Origin of the sequence: Legionella sp. PATHC032 (assembly GCF_026191185.1) — a bacterium.
In the GTDB taxonomy this organism is placed as follows: Bacteria; Pseudomonadota; Gammaproteobacteria; order Legionellales; family Legionellaceae; genus Legionella.
Map to the genome: position 1 here is coordinate 2861520 of NZ_JAPHOV010000001.1, position 15400 is coordinate 2876919.

Genomic DNA, 15400 nt, shown 5'->3' on the forward strand with positions numbered 1-15400 from the left:
GAAATTTTGGAGCATTATAAATTTTAATTCACTATATCTCTAGTTTGCTTGTGATGATTTAGTAGAACAAGCCTTGGGTAATTTCTTTGGTTTCGAACGCATTTCTTGCATTAATGCATTACGAAGAATGATGCTATTAGCCTGGGTTGCGCCAGACCAAAAACCGGTAGCGCAGGTATCGGTATTACAATCACCTCCAAAAGTAAAAAAAGCCTGTGATCTCTCTATCTTACAGACACACAAAGCACGTTCTGAATTTTGTGGATCGACTGTACAAGGCATATCAACGCAATTCGTCCAGGACAATCCTTCTGGGCAGTTCATCGGTCTTTTAAATGCAAATTGCTCAAATGAAAAAGTTGAAACAAGTGATATCACTTTGTATCTGTCTCTAACAGGCTTTCTCTCTTTACATGTTTTATAACCGGCACTTTTACCTTTTTCTACTACGCAATCACAAATTGCGTTGGCCGGATTTCCAGGTGTAGGAATACAGCGTGCGGAAGTACAAAGCGCATACTCCTGATCACATATAATTGGCGTTGCAGAGGCCTGTACAAACCCAGTATTGAGAAATAAAAAAGCAGCTATTAATCCAATCCATTTTCCAAGCATCAAGTTCATTTTACAGATCTCTTTATTTTTTATTTATAGCAGCATATTTATACTATTATCGAATCGTATGAACTTTAAATAGAGTACTAGACATTGTAGACTAACCCTGGTCCTACTATGATTAATGATTGAGCACATGACAATAACTACAACTACTATAACTTCCCCTCAAGAAACGAGGTATATTGATCTATCTTCTGGTTATTTTTACTATTCTTCTCGTATTCTTGCTTTCGTTACATGGCTTAGTTGTGGCTTATTCGGAATTTACATACTTTTTTTTTACGCAAACTCTCTAATATCCGGCTCTGCCTCTCGTTGGAACAATGTATTACCTAATCTTTATATCAAATCGCACTCCGCTTCAACTTTAGGCATTGCCATTCACTTTACTGCGGGCGGTATTATTCTTGCAATGGGATTTTTACAGTTACTCAGCATCATTCGCCATCACGCCCCCGGGATACACCGCTGGTTAGGACGCATCTATGTCATTGCTGCCGTTCTTGCAGGAATAGGTGGATTGACGTTCATCGCCTCAACCGGAACTATTGGTGGCCTTGTGATGAATATCGGCTTTGGTCTTTATGGTTCATTAATGATTTTGTGTGCCTTACAGGCTTACCGTTATGCTAGACAATTAAAATTCGATAACCATCAGGCTTGGGCCATTCGTTTGTTTGCACTTGCGATCGGCTCATGGCTCTACAGGATGGAATACGGTTTCTGGTTTCTCATGACAAATAAACTATGGCATACCCAAACATTTCACGGCCCTTTTGATTTTGTGATGGCATTCTTCTTCTATCTGCCCAATTTGTTGGTTGCTGAAGCCTATTTGCGAGGCCGCTCGACACAGGTCGATCAAGTTTCCAGATTCATTGCTGGAACCGTTATGAACTTGGCTAGCGTTTTATTAACAGTAGCCACCTATTTTTTCGCTACACAATATTGGTTACCAGCAATTTGGGGACATGGCATTAGATAGCAATGCTTGGCCTGGTTGATTCAAAAGCCTAATCGTTTATGGTGAAAAAGTAGAGCTGCAATTGGGCTTATGAGTGCACTCTTCGCTGAATCTCACATCAAAAAATCTTAGCCCAGCTTGCCTGATATTTGAATCATCAGGTTTGGGTGATTTTTCTGATGTTGGTAATAGAGTATTATTTTGAAGTGCATCTGAAGTATGGCTGTGACTCATTTTTTCTATCAATGGCTTGCCCATCTCTGAAGGACATGGAGTCGATTTTTTTCTATCAAAAACGGTAGGCCAGGTAAAAGCTATCGATACGAAGACTAAAATGACTGGAGACAATATTGCCATGGTAATGGTTAATGCAAATTTTGCCCCTATTGTTTCTCCCAGCGTTTCACCAATATGAATCCCGCTTCGGATTCCACCGGCAACAGAATAAGCAAGAGAATCACCTATCAATGCAAACAATTTGAGCATGTTGATAGCTCCGTGCTTTATCTTTTGCGCTCTTGTTAGGTTTTCTTCCGGTGGTTGGTATATTGACTCAAATTTTTCTTTTAGATCGACATACGTTTTCGGGTTAAAGACTTTATATACTTGTGAAAAAGTATTGACAACCATCGTTGTTGAAGTACATATCATGGCAATAAAGTGTGCTAAAAGAGTATCAGGAGTCCCGCCTAAAGCATTGAAAAGTTTATTAACCCCTGAGACCGTTGTAAACCAAGTTAGCGTCGCATAAACAGCCAAAAAAACCGTACTTACCATTCCTAGTAAAACACATCGCAAAAGACCATAGGGTTTTTGGTAATCTTCAATAAAAAGATTTTTAAATTTTGTATAATTTTCACGTATGCCGATAGCTTGAAACGAATAAAAAGAGACCGCTGCAACCACAGATAACCCAATGGTAAGTATCAAAACCAGAGGGTTAGAGATTAGCATGCCTGCCCCCAAAAACGTGAGAAGTCCTACGAGGCCAGCATATCCAGACATGCCTGCAGAAATGCACGCCAACAAGGTCACGACACCAAAAAATAATTTCTGGCCTCTATCGAATATCGTTTTTTCTTTTATATTTTCTTCAAGGGTCTTAAACGTTTTTTGTTTTTGAGGCTGAAAGCCGGCACTATCAAGCATGGCTTTCCCGCGGCTTAATAAGCAAACTATTCCATTACATAAGGAAAGTACTATCGCCAAGCCAAGGCTAAGGCCAAAAGGCGCGCCTAAAGTACTTAATAATCCCAGGCAAAATACCATACACAGCGCCATGGAGGTAACGACTTTGCCAATGACCAATGGCACTCCTTTTATCAGCCTGTTTCTATTTTGAGTTGGTGTTCTCGCAAATTCCTGGCCATTGCTAGAGCAGCTAGCAATCTGTATGACTTCCTGCTTAGACAATCTTTTTCCACCCGAAAGTATCTCTCCCCACTTAAAGGTAAGAAAACTCCAAAAATAGTGAGAAAAAGGACGATTAAGAAGATCTGTTATTCGAAGATCCCCGTTTAGAATGGCTTGTTGAACTTTTTGCGATTCTTCTTTAGTAAATTGATATTGGTTGAAAGAGGTAATAATCCAATCTTTTTGAGTACGAAATTTTCTTCTTAAAACCATTAACACTTCGGGACGTTTATGATTAGCAAAGTCGATTTGATCTTCTTCTAATAAACTAACTATTTCTTTCATTACAATAAATCCTTTTTTAATACAAACTGCGTAGCTTATTTATAAATTCACAAGAATTCCATTAAATTTTTATTTCAATCATCAATAGGTATGATCCTGTCAAATTTTCATTAGAAAGATTTGACATAGTTTGCGAGTTACATTCTAATCATGTTTTTTTCATGATCATGGACAATCATGGCATTTTTGAGTTTTCTAAAACCTGCTCCTTATCTTGATGAAATTCAGGATAAAACCGTTGTTAAACGGCAATATCGTTATTGGCGTATTCGCACCTTTTATGCAATGTATATAGGGTATGCGTTGTTTTATTTTACGCGAAAAAGTTTTACCTTCGTGATGCCTGCATTACAAAGCACCTTGGGGATGACTAAAACTGAACTGGGAATGATCGCCAGCATTTTGAGTTTAAGTTATGGCATCAGCAAATTTTTGAGTGGAATTCTTGGTGATAAATCTAATCCTCGTTATTTAATGGCGATCGGGCTGATTTTGACAGGTGTTTTTAATATTTTGTTTGGATTGTCTTCCACCTGGTGGTTATTTGCTATTTTTTGGGGATTGAATGGTTGGTTTCAAGGGTGGGGCTGGCCAGGATGTACTAAATTATTAACACATTGGTATTCTCAATCCGAACGTGGTCGTTGGTGGAGTCTTTGGAATACATCGCATAACGTTGGTGGTGCATTAATTCCATTGATTGTTGCTGTATGTGCGCAATATTTCGGCTGGCGTTCCGCCATGTTTGTGCCTGGGATCATCTGCATTTTAGGAGGTGTTTTTTTAATCAATCGTTTAAGAGATACTCCACAATCCCTTGGTTTACCTGCGATAGAGCAATATCATGAAGACTTTTCTGGTTCCGCAAATCACCACAAAGAAAAAACAGAACTCTCAGTCAAAGAAATTCTTTGGAATTATGTGTTATGCAACCAATATATTTGGATACTGTCCATTTCTTATTTGTTTATTTACATTGTTCGAACGGCCATTAATGATTGGAGCATGTTGTATTTAACGGAAGTGAAAGAGTATTCCTTAATCACTGCAGGCAGTTGTGTCATATGGTTTGAAGTTGGTGGCTTTTTTGGAAATCTGGTTGCCGGCTGGTCTTCTGATAAAATATTTCAAGGTAAACGCAATCCAATCAATGTTCTCTTTACTGCAGGCGTATTTGCTACTTTGTTGCTGTTTACGTTAACCAGGGCATATACACCGTTCCTCGATGCTTTGTTTCTTTTTTTCTTTGGTTTTTTTATCTTTGGGCCACAAATGATGATTGGTATGGCCTGTGCGGAATTAGCACACAAAAAAGCAGCGGCGACTGCAACTGGCTTTGCCGGATTTTTTGCTTATTGTTTAGGTGCTGTTCTGGCTGGTGCTCCTTTGGGCGCAATTATCAAAAATTACGGCTGGGATAATTTCTTCATTACATTATTTGTTTGCTGCTTGATTCCATTATTTTTGATGCTGCCACTCTGGCATGTGAAAGTTAATCCAAAGTATCGTCAATCAGAATTTTCAGGCAAATCTGAGTTTGCTTAGTAATTGGCTTCGACTCTACCCCAAATAAGGGGTATTTTAATCAAGTTAGCAAGTGTTTCCGGAATGAGCGATAAAGTGCGGCAGGAATCGTTGCTCATTTCGCTCCGGAAATACACGGCTAACCCAATTATAAAGCCCTTATTGCATGGGATTATGTCTTGCAAGTCTGTTTTGAGGCCTATTGTCATATTCCTGTCGTTTGGCAGGATCAATTAAAATATTATAGGCTACCCCAAGTTTCTTAAAACGTTCCGTTCGTGCTTCTATATTTTCACCTGCTTGTATTCTATCAGGATGCCAAGCCATTGCTAACTTTTTATAGGCTTTTTTTATCTCTCCCAAGCTTGCATCTTCGTTAACGCCTAATACTTTATAGGGATTAAATTTTATTTCATCTCTATTCGCGAATCTGAAATATTCCTCAGTCTCGTTAACTTGGGGTTGTTGTGCAAAAAATCGATTTTTTCTCTGATTTCGATTATGAAAATATTGATCATAAATTTCTTTAATCCTGGGATCATTCAAGTTTTGAGAAGTAAAAAGTGAAGCATGACGTGGCCGCGTTTGATGATAGAAACGATCATTATCTTTATGTGCAAGCATAATTTTAGCCGCTGTGAAAGGTGTAAATAAATTTATCAATCTCGAATTTATAAATTGAATAGCTATGCCAGGATCGTTTTCTAGGGCGTTAATAAGCATAGGATTATCTAAAGCAATAAGTTGAGGATTACGAGGGGTAAATGGAGGTACGTTTTGTAGCTTTAGATGTGCTCTATGATTTAAAAGTAAGTCTGTCGCTTGCTTGACAGAAAATAATGACATGCTTTCATAAGAATTCATAAATGCTATTGCTGCATTTGCATTTTCAGTAGCCATTAAGAAATTAAATAATAGCTCAACATGAATAGGATGTTTAATCAAATATTTTTTGTAAACTCTTGCGTTCACTGGATCAGTGGCTTTAATTAATAATTGCTGATAGATCTCTTTAACTTGAGGATCTTTTAAGCTTTCTTCACTAAAAGCATACTCGTGACGAGCTAAAGTATGACTGAAAAAGCTGATATTATCTCGGTGAGTTAGTAAGATTTTAGCAAATTCTAAAGGGCTTAATAAAGCACCAAGTCTAGAGTTTATAAATCTTGCAGCTTCAGCAGAATCACCTTTTAACGCTGCAATAATAGTGGGGTTGTCCATAGAAATAAAGCGTGGGTTATCTGCATCGAACAGAGAAAATTGTTGGCCTATATTTGCCCTGTGTTTGAAAAGCACAGCTATAGCTTGCTCAGGAGATAATAAAGACATTACTTGACTGGAACTCATGAATACTTTAGCGACATCATAGTTTTGCATTGCTGCTTCAAAAATATAGGGCTTATCTTTAAAAAAATTAAAAACCTCATTATTTTCTATATTATCTTTAATGAATTGCGCATGGGTTTCATTAATTTGAGTTTCTAAACGCTCAATTTCAGACAGTGCTTTTTTAATGCTCGCCTCTTCTCTATTTGCTTCTCCATCTTTTTCTGCAGTTTGGAGGCTTTTAAACGGAGTTGTAGTAAACAATGATGCTATTGAGAATTCAATATTATTAAAAGTTAAACAACTTAAATCCACCTCTTTTCCTGTGTTTAATGCATGCTCCAGGGCGGATTTATCAGGATACTCCACTTTAAATAGCACCCAACCTTTTTTATCTGAATCATAAGAAGCAATAGCGTACCTAAACTCATTCATCTTATGCTCAGAATCAAATATCCTACCTTTTTTAATGTTTTGAATTTGAGGATTGTCGATATCAGTGAGTTGATTTGAAAAAATATAAAATATGCTCATTAGTGGGTCATGGTGATAAAATGGAGGTCAATTTTATTAAAGTTAGCAATAATAGTCAATCAACAGTCAAATTTATCTCGGGAAATAACATCGTTTGCAAAACATTCGTCGGTCGGGCCCTTGATGTTATTCTCCAAATTGATTCATTGTGTGTAATGTGTCAAAGCAAGCCCAATCACTGCTTATAATTCCTTTTTGAATAGATCTATGAATACTGGAGTATTTCCAATCAGATGCTTTTTGGACATAGCCATGCTTCATGGGGTTAAAATGAATATAACAAGGCTTACCTGAGGTATAGAGATATCCTTGATGTGATACGATAAGAGGTTATACCGCAAAATTTGTTGGTACATATTCATCCAAAAATATATAATCCATAAAATCCATGATGAAGGCAAATGGTAAAAATGTGTTACCCATTGACGATTTTCTTTGCAAGAAATATCTTTGTTTCTCATGACCTATTAATTACATATATTTAAAATTAAGTTATTTATAAAGGTCATCTCGGTAACATTTAAAACTTATATTTAAAATATCTGTAGCGGAAGAAGATAACTTTATGAATTATTATTCGATTTTATTGACCATTAAACGGCTCATTACCGGTTTACTCCCGATACTACTGGTTGCTTGTGCGCACCAGCAATCTAATGGCCCGGATCACTATGTGATCAAGGGGAAAACATATCATATAATGAAATCTGCCAAAAATTACAAAGCAAAAGGAATTGCTTCCTGGTATGGGTCACACGCTCGACATAAAAAAACATCGACAGGAGAGCGCTACAACATGTATGCAATGACAGCAGCTCATCCAACACTCCCCATTGCTACACGAGTACGGGTAAAAAACCTGAATAATGGACGATCGATTGTAGTTCGGATTAATGATCGAGGTCCTTTTTTATCGAACAGGATTATTGATTTATCCTATGCTGCCGCTAAAAAACTGGGTATAAAAGGCATTGCTCCTGTTGAAATTGAAGTCGTTTGAAATGGCTAAGAAATATGGCTTACTCAAGATTCAGTACTGAACAAATCTTGCCTTTTGCCTATTGAAGCAGTTTGAGGCCATTTTAGAGAAAGCAAAAAGCAAGATCTCACCCTGAACGCTCCTTGGCTACGTTTATAAATCAATTATTACTTCAATTCAAGAAATTGTCGGGCCAAGGCCCGACCTACGCTTGCTTCATAATTGATGAGAAATTATGGATGTTTCTATTTCATTGCATTAAATATCGTGTGAAGCAGTCATTAGAGGAAACTTTAAATCCTTCCTTATTACAATTATTAATTGTAGTAATACTGCTGTTGTGTAACATTATATTCCTCTTCTTCATCGCTGTAATACGGTTGCATTTCTGTAGGCTGATGATGTCTATCCTTTTCTTTGTAATAAGCTCTTTCCAGCAAACGAAGTTGCTCACGTTCAACTTCTAATCTTGTTTGATCGCTCTGAGACTGTCCATCGCGTTCATTATTTTTGTCATTATTTGTAGAAACGTATAAAGTCATCTGACCCAACATATTTCGGGTGCTATCTGGGCAAGTCCCTGCTTCTTGTTGCAATTCAAATTTGGCTTTTAGAAATAACTCTTTCCATGCTACTAGAGCTTCTTTCATAAGAGGCATGCGATCGATAGCATCTAATTTTGATAGGCTACTAATAATTGCAGTGGCTTTTAGATGTGACATAGAGCCTAACTTCCAAATTCCAGCACGCAAAGCTGTGTCATGGCTTAAGGCTAAAAGATATAAAAGATCAACCCCATTATACTTGTTTAACGAAGTTAACTTATGATGCGCTATGAAATCTATAAAATCTTGTCCTAAGAGTATGTCTTCTCTCGTAGTTAAAAGAGATAACTTGTATTGCGAAGAAAAAATAATATTAGCAACAGCCTGATAATGAGCACTTTTTTCCAGTGATTTTACATCAATGGGAAATGAATGAGAAATCAATTCATCAATAGAATTTGTCAAATGAATCTGGGCATTTTTTTCATAGAAATAACGCATTTATTTTCCTTTTTAAAAAGTTAGGGTGAAATTTAATAGAAACACTTAATTTGCCCAATAATTATAATTTATTAACATATAGATTTAAAATAAAACATTTGTATGTATGTTATATAATATTTTTATATTCTTAAAGTATGATATATGATTAAGCACATGCCGATTTTTCAAAAAAGGTTTCAATACGGAGCTAAGGGGTGAGATCTTGCTTTTTGCTTTCTCTAAAATTCCCCAAAACTACTTTGATAGGCAAAAGGCAAGATATGACCCTGAACGTGTAAATTATACCTATTTTAAAATTAAATTATTTTTGGATTGCTGGAATAGCAACTCTCTTTCGATACTATCCTGTATTTACTGTAACGACTCAATAAGTTGTGGAGGCGTTCTGCGGCTTGTCCGCAGAATCCAGGAATCTCCACCTGTACCTAGCTCTCTGGATCCTGCGGACAATCCGTAGGAAGGAGAATTTGCCAAAACCTATTAAGAAGTTATTATTTACTTATATATCCTATTGATTATTAAATAAAAAATTGATCTTTATTTTTGATCACTAATAACCTCTAATAAATAGGAACTTCTGTCAATGCTCAAAATTAAAAATTAAAATCAAACAAAACCTCTCCACTCATAAATAAGTGATTAGAATTTGTCTGATTACAAATTAAATTCAGCAAGCCAACTGTTTCCATTTTGGAAATAGTTCATCTCGAAACTATTTCATTTAAGATTCATTTAAGTTATCATTAATTTCTCTAATGACTAATTGAATATGATCAGGTAATTGTAATTTTTCAGCGGCTTCATCTAGTGTATTTATATGTCTTTTCCAAAAAGACTGAAGCACTTCAATTTCAGACTTATCAAATAAAATAGGTAGAATTAATTCGGTTCCACGATGTTTGAACGTTTCTGTAATCACTTCTTGCAAATTTTGGAAATCATTCAATTCATAATTTCTGAGAATGATTAATAAATCATGATAATATTTCATTCGACTGTTAGTAGCACCTCTTGATACAAGAGTTTCTAACTTTTCAGCAAAAATAAACTCAATTGGATAGGTTAATAAAGTAATTTCTGATTCAAATAAAGCCTAATTTTTTACTTCTGTTAAAAGTAACGAACGCTCAACCAGCTTCACTAAATCACCTACCCTAATATCCAATTGAATTGCATCTGTCATTGAATAAAATTTTACTCTTAGGGAGAGCCTAAATCCTAGGTAATGCATATGAGCGTGTTCTAAATCGCTCACTTTCATAATTTCAAAAATGAAACCATCTGCAAGTTCAATAGTACAGATAGTCTCAACCAACGGAACGATACTTTCTTGTGCCGCTTGAATATTTCTTGCAAGAAAATCCAAATCAGTCGTTTCTCGACCAATTTCGACTAACTGCGCTAAAAGAAATCCTCCTTTAAAGACCAATTTATCATCCAAATTGGACTTGGCTAATCGTGCGAGAAAACGTTCTAATGCCAGTGTTTTCCAAAGCTCCTGAAATGTCTTTTCCTTTATTGATGCTAATTGTTTCAGTTTTGCTTTAAGTGATTGCTCATTCATTCATATCGTCATTGCCAACAAATAAGGAGTAATGTTAACGCGCAGCTTCTTTGCATAATTTTGCAATTTTCGGGAATCAACATGTTTTTCTCTCAATCCATTCTGCAGTGCCTTAAGAGCAATTTCTTTTGAAAGAAATCGAAAGGCATCGATGATATTACGCTCCATGTCAAAAATGGGTACTGATTCGCCATCAATATCCCAAGTTGTTAGACCAGTGCTTACATCCCTCATTCTTTTTATAATGGTATTTGGTCTCATTGGTTTCGTTGTACTATGAGGTACTGCTATCCAATGCTTACGAGGCATTTCATCTGTAAGCTCATAGATTGCTAGCGCGCTAACGAGGCAAATAACACCTTGGGAAATTGATTTCACTGTAAATATCAAATCTTCCCACTTAAAATCAAATTCCTTCTTCACTGAAACAGCTTGATAAAGGCCTTTATTGACTCGATGAATAAGATCTTTTTGCATGTAGTAACAAAGCAAACTAGGAGACACGCCAAGTTCGTTAGCCTCTTTACTTGTAAAAACAGGCTTTTCCAGAAGAGATTCAATATTAGCAAGCTTAGTATGTATTTTCATATTTATATTTTAACAAATAAACCCAATAAAATCTAATGGGTTTATTTGTTAAATTGTTAGTTACTGTGTATCAACCAAAAAAATTATCGTGAATCAGTCTGGCTCTACCCCAACAAAGGGGGCATTTTAATCAAGTTAGTATAGACTAACTCTTTGATTTGACGGTCAAAAGGAAGATTAAAATGCCCAAGAAAGATTGTATCCTAAATTTACCGGGATATTCTATTAAAAAGGTGAGTGGGGAGAACCCGGTTTTTATCGAAGTCACTTATCGTTGTGTTGTTCGCTGTGTTCATTGTGGAAATAAGAAGTTACGTAAAAAAGACAGTTTCATAAGGCGAATACGCCATGAGTCGATTGGATTGCGTCGCAGTTACTTGTGTATTAAGGCTCATAAGTATTATTGTTCTGCTTGTGGTCGCTATTTTAATCAACGTTTTCCTGGGATAGGTAAATATCAAAGAGCCAGCGAGAGTTTGCGTAAACAGGTGTTTCACTATCATAGCAAAGGAGTCAGTCAAAAAGATTTGGCGCGCGACTTAAAGCTGGGTAAATCAACGGTAGAGCGCTGGTATCATTACGGTTATGAGCTTCGCTATAAGAAGATAGCGACTCGTTCCTGCCCCCGGATTTGGGGAAGAGCCTGATTTTACTGGTCGGGACGGAAGGATTTGAACCTTCGACCACTAGCACCCCATGCTAGTGCGCTACCAGGCTGCGCTACGCCCCGATTGGTTAGGCATGATATCTAAATAAGGCTAAAATAACAAGGGTTATGGTTTACTATCATGAGTGAAGTATAAGTTCCTGGCTTGTCTGAGTTTTATTTTCCTGCGATAGGCTCTACTTGATTTCTGGTGTTTTTGGCCACGACTTTAGAACTTTTTGAAGTACCAGCGCATGATTATGTTGAAGATCCTTTGCTGCATAAAATAAGGTGATTGGTGAGGTGTTTGCTAACGCCAAAACGTGTTCGATCAATTCGGGTTTTTCTTTTAACTCCTGAGCGTACCGCTTTGCAAACTCAGGCCAATGCTCACGGTCTTGATGAAACCATTTTCTCAGAGACGGGCTTGGGGCTATGTCTTTCAGCCACATATCCAAAGGAATACTGTCTTTTTTTATTCCCCGAGGCCATAATCGGTCTACAAGTATCCACAATCCTTCTTTATGTTCCGGTGGAGAATAGACTCTGGATAAGGCAATTTGGAGCGTCGTCATACTATGTCACTCCTGGCGTTGGAAAAATTTCAGGGGAATTTTGATCTCTTTGATTAACGTGAGTTATGGATAAGATAGGGCGTTATCTCCAATCGTTCGGGCTGAGGAAGCATTAATGCTGTCTCGAAGCCTTGTATGGAATTTAATGTTTCCTGCCAAGGCTTCGAGACGCTGCTTATGCATCCCTCAGCCTGAACGGCTCCTGGATATCGACTGCTTCTTATATAATCCTTATCCATAACTCTCGTTAATTAAGAATAGCATGGAAGGAGGAGTTTTACCGCCCATCCTTACCTGAGAAGAATTATACCCAATCAGGTAATTTAGGGCCTCGGCTAATATCGAATGGATTTGGCAGGGATGATTTATATTCTTCCCTTGACGAATCTTTTTCCATTACCACTCCCAATTTTTCCGGATGTTTTACTGATTGGTTTTGATGTTGCAAAACTGGTGCGTTGCCGGGTAACAAATTTTTATCCATCAATTGTTGCACAAACAAATCATAATATTTAGGGCTGGGTATCTTTATCGTCAAACTATTACCCTCTCTGGCGAGAGTCATTGTTTCCAGTGGAAATTGTGGGTCTTTTATTGAATTTTTAAAAAGATTAAATTCCTGTTTAATCGTATCAAACAACTCATCCAGAGCCTTCTGTTCTTCATTGCTTAGCTCGCGCTTGCCTTGCAACACCAGGAAACCAAGCTCCATGTTCAGAGTCATATTGACTAAAGCAAGAGGGTCTTTAAATTCAAAAACAAAATCAGCATCCTCTGGTAAATACCATAGGCCACTATGCAATAGTAGTTGATCTATGCTTGGAACATTGGCAGGCTCCTTTGGTGTGAGCAACTGATGTTCATTATCATCCACTTTGTCGTCAGAAGCGCTGTCTGATCCACCACCCCCTGAACCGCCGCCATGACCACGACAAAAAGGTAATCCTAATGAACGACAAATACTACAGGGATTATTTTCAACTGCACGAGCACGTTCATCTTTTTTCGTTTCTTCTCTTTTCTTTGCCAAAACCATTATTTTAAACCTTGGAATTACTAACAGACAGATAATAATTTAAAATGAATGTTTTTCTTTGCGCCTTGGTGAATTTTGCAAAAAATTTACAATAAACTACGTCACGAACATCTTTACGCAGATCAAGGCACATTTTTGGGATTAGGGTTCAAGGTAGGAATATAGCGAGCTTCTCTTTGCTCTTCAATTTCATCATCTGTACCGTCTTGTCCTGTTGTTTCATATCCAGGTACACCATCACCGACCAGATCCACTTCATCACCATGAGTGAATTGATTATGATCCATATCGTTGTCTGATCCTTCCAACTTCATTTCCTCGGTTAAGATGTCTTTGGGGTCCAGGACAGTGTCTGGTTCTGGTTCTAACTCAATCATATGGCTGCCCTTAAATATAATCTTCTCTATATTTAAGTGTAGCAGGGATAGAAAGATAAGAGCGGGACTTTGGCAAGGAGCGGTTTACAAGGTACAAAAATCAATCCGGTGATATAGAATTTTAAGGCAGACTAAATTGGGGCGTAAAGTCTCATTGCTCCTAAAGCAAAGAGACTGCTTTTGAAAAAATATAATTATTTTCTACAATAGGCTTTTTATTCTTTGTGCTTCCAATTTGGAATGAGATATCTGTATATAGCGATTACAACTATTCAATTCAGCGTATTGCAAAGAATAAATGGCATTATCCAGTTCTTGCTTTGCAGCAGAATGAACATCCTCCACAATCCAGTCCGCCGCTGTATCAATGTGTATTGAAGCAATCACCAGTTTTTCCGCACAGGTTTTTTTTGCCTGGCTGGAAACTAAAGAAGCTACTGTTGAGGCTAAATCATGGCACTGTTGTAAAATGGCCTCTTTATTTTCTAATGAATTCGCATAACTGCTTAAAGTTAGAACGGACAAACAGACTATCAAAGTTGCTTTTAACTTCATGTTAATCATATTAAACTCCTGTAATTGTTTGTATAAAACCGTTTTACATCGAATATCCATAAAATAATCAATGGCAGGGACATACCTTTCCAATTCAGCACCATAATCTGGCGAGCAATCGCTCAACTCTGAAATCAAAAAGGCTTAAGCAGTTCCTCTTTCCATAAGAAAAAGGAACTGTAACCGTAATCATTACAGATTAAGAATAGTTATCTTGTGGTATTCAGAACTAACTCGATAAAAGCAGAAAAATCCTTAACCAAAAGCATTAATTCCCGTTATATGTCTTCCCAACACCAAAGTATGCACATTATCGGTACCTTCATAAGTGAAGACCGACTCCAGATTAAGCATATGCCGAATGACATGATACTCAAGACTAATTCCATTCCCGCCCATTAGATTCCTACATTTTCTCGCAATTTTCAATGCTTCACGGCAAGCATTCCCCTTAGCCAGAGAAATCATAGTGGGTGTCTCACGGTGCTGATCTTTTAAGCGCCCAATCTGTAAATTAAGGCATTGTGCTTTAATAATTTCTGTATACATATCAGCCAAATCCTTTTGAATCAACTGAAACGAAGCCAAAGGTTTGGCAAATTGCTTGCGTTCCAGCAAATAATCCCGCGCGATATCAAAGCAAGCCATGGCAGCACCCATTGCGCCCCAGGCGATACCATAACGCGCCTGACTCAAACAGCTTAGCGCGGCCCCAAGCCCTTTTTCACTTTTCGGCAATAAATTCTCGTCTGGAACAAAAACATTATCAAAAACCAGCTCCCCGGTAATGGACGCTCGCAAAGACATTTTTAACTTAATTTCAGGGCAACTCATACCTTCAGATTTTGTATCGACAATAAAACCACGAATTCCTGCTTCTGTTTTTGCCCACACTATTGCTATGTCTGCGATAGGGGCATTGGTGATCCACATTTTAGCACCATTCAAAACCCAGCCACCCTCAACTTTTTTAGCATGAGTGCGCATACTGGCTGGGTCAGATCCTGAGTCTGGCTCAGTTAATCCAAAACAACCGATAATATTCCCTGCGGCCATCTCTGGCAGGTAGCGTTTTTTTTGCTCTTCACTGCCAAATTTAAAAATAGGATACATACACAAAGAACTTTGCACAGAAACAAAGCTGCGCAAACCGCTATCACCTCGCTCCAATTCCTGGCAGACTAAACCATAAGCAACATAAGAAGCTTCCGCACCACCGTATTCGGCAGGTAAAGTTAACCCCAACAAACCCAGATCAGCAGATTTTTTTATCAACTCTTTTGGAAAATGAGCATGCTCATAAGATTCAGCCATCAAAGGTATTACGTCATTGCTAACAAAACGAGATACACTATCTCGTATCATGC

At 37.5% G+C, this 15400-nt stretch carries 14 protein-coding genes, 1 tRNA gene and 2 pseudogenes; 4 read left to right on the forward strand and 13 right to left on the reverse strand.

Annotated elements, in window-relative coordinates:
• Positions 1-39 precede the first annotated feature (39 nt).
• The gene (locus tag OQJ02_RS12750; RefSeq protein ID WP_265719382.1) at positions 40-624 is read right to left on the reverse strand and encodes a hypothetical protein; all 585 of its coding nucleotides are present in this window, start codon (positions 622-624) and stop codon (positions 40-42) included.
• A gap of 127 nt (positions 625-751) precedes the next feature.
• On the opposite strand from OQJ02_RS12750, the gene OQJ02_RS12755 reads away from it, so the two are divergent.
• Positions 752-1603, forward strand: coding sequence for a DUF2306 domain-containing protein (locus OQJ02_RS12755; RefSeq protein WP_265719383.1), 852 nt, complete (start codon positions 752-754; stop codon positions 1601-1603).
• Between the two features lie 36 nt (positions 1604-1639).
• Here the strand turns inward: OQJ02_RS12755 and OQJ02_RS12760 are convergent, their stop codons facing one another.
• The gene (locus OQJ02_RS12760) at positions 1640-3280 is read right to left on the reverse strand and encodes a lpg2552 family Dot/Icm T4SS effector (RefSeq protein WP_265719384.1); all 1641 of its coding nucleotides are present in this window, start codon (positions 3278-3280) and stop codon (positions 1640-1642) included.
• A gap of 177 nt (positions 3281-3457) precedes the next feature.
• Between OQJ02_RS12760 and pgtP the strand changes: the two genes are divergently transcribed.
• Complete coding sequence (pgtP, locus tag OQJ02_RS12765) at positions 3458-4825, forward strand: MFS transporter (protein ID WP_265719385.1); 1368 nt, start codon at positions 3458-3460, stop codon at positions 4823-4825.
• Positions 4826-4963: 138 nt separating this feature from the next.
• Here pgtP and OQJ02_RS12770 read toward each other — a convergent pair whose 3' ends face one another.
• Positions 4964-6565, reverse strand: a complete 1602-nt coding sequence (locus tag OQJ02_RS12770) for a J domain-containing protein (RefSeq protein WP_265719386.1) — start codon at positions 6563-6565, stop codon at positions 4964-4966.
• Positions 6566-7229: 664 nt separating this feature from the next.
• Between OQJ02_RS12770 and OQJ02_RS12775 the strand changes: the two genes are divergently transcribed.
• A complete protein-coding gene (locus tag OQJ02_RS12775) occupies positions 7230-7664 on the forward strand; it encodes a septal ring lytic transglycosylase RlpA family protein (protein ID WP_028378675.1) in 435 nt (144 codons plus the stop codon).
• A gap of 296 nt (positions 7665-7960) precedes the next feature.
• On the opposite strand, the gene OQJ02_RS12780 is transcribed toward OQJ02_RS12775, so the two are convergent.
• The 3 genes and pseudogenes from OQJ02_RS12780 to OQJ02_RS12790 all read right to left on the reverse strand — a co-directional run bounded on the left by OQJ02_RS12780 (position 7961) and on the right by OQJ02_RS12790 (position 10844).
• Entirely contained in the window at positions 7961-8689 is a 729-nt protein-coding gene (locus OQJ02_RS12780; RefSeq protein ID WP_265719387.1) for a hypothetical protein, read from the reverse strand.
• Between the two features lie 724 nt (positions 8690-9413).
• Positions 9414-10256 (reverse strand): annotated as a pseudogene (locus tag OQJ02_RS12785) (nucleotidyl transferase AbiEii/AbiGii toxin family protein).
• Positions 10257-10844 carry a type IV toxin-antitoxin system AbiEi family antitoxin domain-containing protein gene (locus OQJ02_RS12790; protein WP_265719388.1) on the reverse strand — a complete coding sequence of 196 codons (588 nt, stop codon included), beginning with the start codon at positions 10842-10844 and terminating at the stop codon, positions 10257-10259.
• 182 nt (positions 10845-11026) lie between these two features.
• Between OQJ02_RS12790 and OQJ02_RS12795 the strand changes: the two are divergent.
• Positions 11027-11482, forward strand: a pseudogene (locus OQJ02_RS12795) (helix-turn-helix domain-containing protein); the annotation flags it as partial.
• Positions 11483-11497: 15 nt separating this feature from the next.
• On the opposite strand, the gene OQJ02_RS12800 reads toward OQJ02_RS12795, so the two are convergent.
• From OQJ02_RS12800 to OQJ02_RS12830, 7 genes are all read right to left on the reverse strand, one after another.
• Positions 11498-11574, reverse strand: a tRNA-Pro gene (locus OQJ02_RS12800).
• Positions 11575-11687: 113 nt separating this feature from the next.
• Entirely contained in the window at positions 11688-12065 is a 378-nt protein-coding gene (locus tag OQJ02_RS12805) for a DUF488 domain-containing protein (RefSeq protein WP_265719389.1), read from the reverse strand.
• Between the two features lie 53 nt (positions 12066-12118).
• Positions 12119-12304 carry a hypothetical protein gene (locus tag OQJ02_RS12810; RefSeq protein ID WP_265719390.1) on the reverse strand — a complete coding sequence of 62 codons (186 nt, stop codon included), beginning with the start codon at positions 12302-12304 and terminating at the stop codon, positions 12119-12121.
• Between the two features lie 65 nt (positions 12305-12369).
• Positions 12370-13128: a hypothetical protein gene (locus tag OQJ02_RS12815; protein WP_265719839.1), complete on the reverse strand. Its 759-nt coding sequence runs from the start codon at positions 13126-13128 to the stop codon at positions 12370-12372.
• A gap of 95 nt (positions 13129-13223) precedes the next feature.
• Positions 13224-13478 carry a hypothetical protein gene (locus OQJ02_RS12820; protein ID WP_265719391.1) on the reverse strand — a complete coding sequence of 85 codons (255 nt, stop codon included), beginning with the start codon at positions 13476-13478 and terminating at the stop codon, positions 13224-13226.
• Positions 13479-13679: 201 nt separating this feature from the next.
• A complete protein-coding gene (locus OQJ02_RS12825) occupies positions 13680-14093 on the reverse strand; it encodes a hypothetical protein (RefSeq protein ID WP_322783413.1) in 414 nt (137 codons plus the stop codon).
• Positions 14094-14288: 195 nt separating this feature from the next.
• Positions 14289-15398: an acyl-CoA dehydrogenase family protein gene (locus OQJ02_RS12830; protein ID WP_230963942.1), complete on the reverse strand. Its 1110-nt coding sequence runs from the start codon at positions 15396-15398 to the stop codon at positions 14289-14291.
• Positions 15399-15400 lie beyond the last annotated feature (2 nt).

Excerpts from the sequence above, each read along its gene's own strand:
- OQJ02_RS12820 (WP_265719391.1), bottom strand. The coding sequence starts at position 13,478 with ATGATTGAGTTAGAACCAGAACCAGACACTGTCCTGGACCCCAAAGAC.
- OQJ02_RS12770 (WP_265719386.1), bottom strand. The coding sequence starts at position 6,565 with ATGAATGAGTTTAGGTACGCTATTGCTTCTTATGATTCAGATAAAAAA.
- OQJ02_RS12825 (WP_322783413.1), bottom strand. The coding sequence starts at position 14,093 with ATGGATATTCGATGTAAAACGGTTTTATACAAACAATTACAGGAGTTT.
- OQJ02_RS12805 (WP_265719389.1), bottom strand. The coding sequence starts at position 12,065 with ATGACGACGCTCCAAATTGCCTTATCCAGAGTCTATTCTCCACCGGAA.
- OQJ02_RS12790 (WP_265719388.1), bottom strand. The coding sequence starts at position 10,844 with ATGAAAATACATACTAAGCTTGCTAATATTGAATCTCTTCTGGAAAAG.
- OQJ02_RS12780 (WP_265719387.1), bottom strand. The coding sequence starts at position 8,689 with ATGCGTTATTTCTATGAAAAAAATGCCCAGATTCATTTGACAAATTCT.
- OQJ02_RS12755 (WP_265719383.1), top strand. The coding sequence starts at position 752 with ATGACAATAACTACAACTACTATAACTTCCCCTCAAGAAACGAGGTAT.
- OQJ02_RS12750 (WP_265719382.1), bottom strand. The coding sequence starts at position 624 with ATGAACTTGATGCTTGGAAAATGGATTGGATTAATAGCTGCTTTTTTA.
- pgtP (WP_265719385.1), top strand. The coding sequence starts at position 3,458 with ATGGCATTTTTGAGTTTTCTAAAACCTGCTCCTTATCTTGATGAAATT.
- OQJ02_RS12775 (WP_028378675.1), top strand. The coding sequence starts at position 7,230 with ATGAATTATTATTCGATTTTATTGACCATTAAACGGCTCATTACCGGT.
- OQJ02_RS12760 (WP_265719384.1), bottom strand. The coding sequence starts at position 3,280 with ATGAAAGAAATAGTTAGTTTATTAGAAGAAGATCAAATCGACTTTGCT.
- OQJ02_RS12810 (WP_265719390.1), bottom strand. The coding sequence starts at position 12,304 with ATGGATAAGGATTATATAAGAAGCAGTCGATATCCAGGAGCCGTTCAG.
- OQJ02_RS12830 (WP_230963942.1), bottom strand. The coding sequence starts at position 15,398 with ATGATACGAGATAGTGTATCTCGTTTTGTTAGCAATGACGTAATACCT.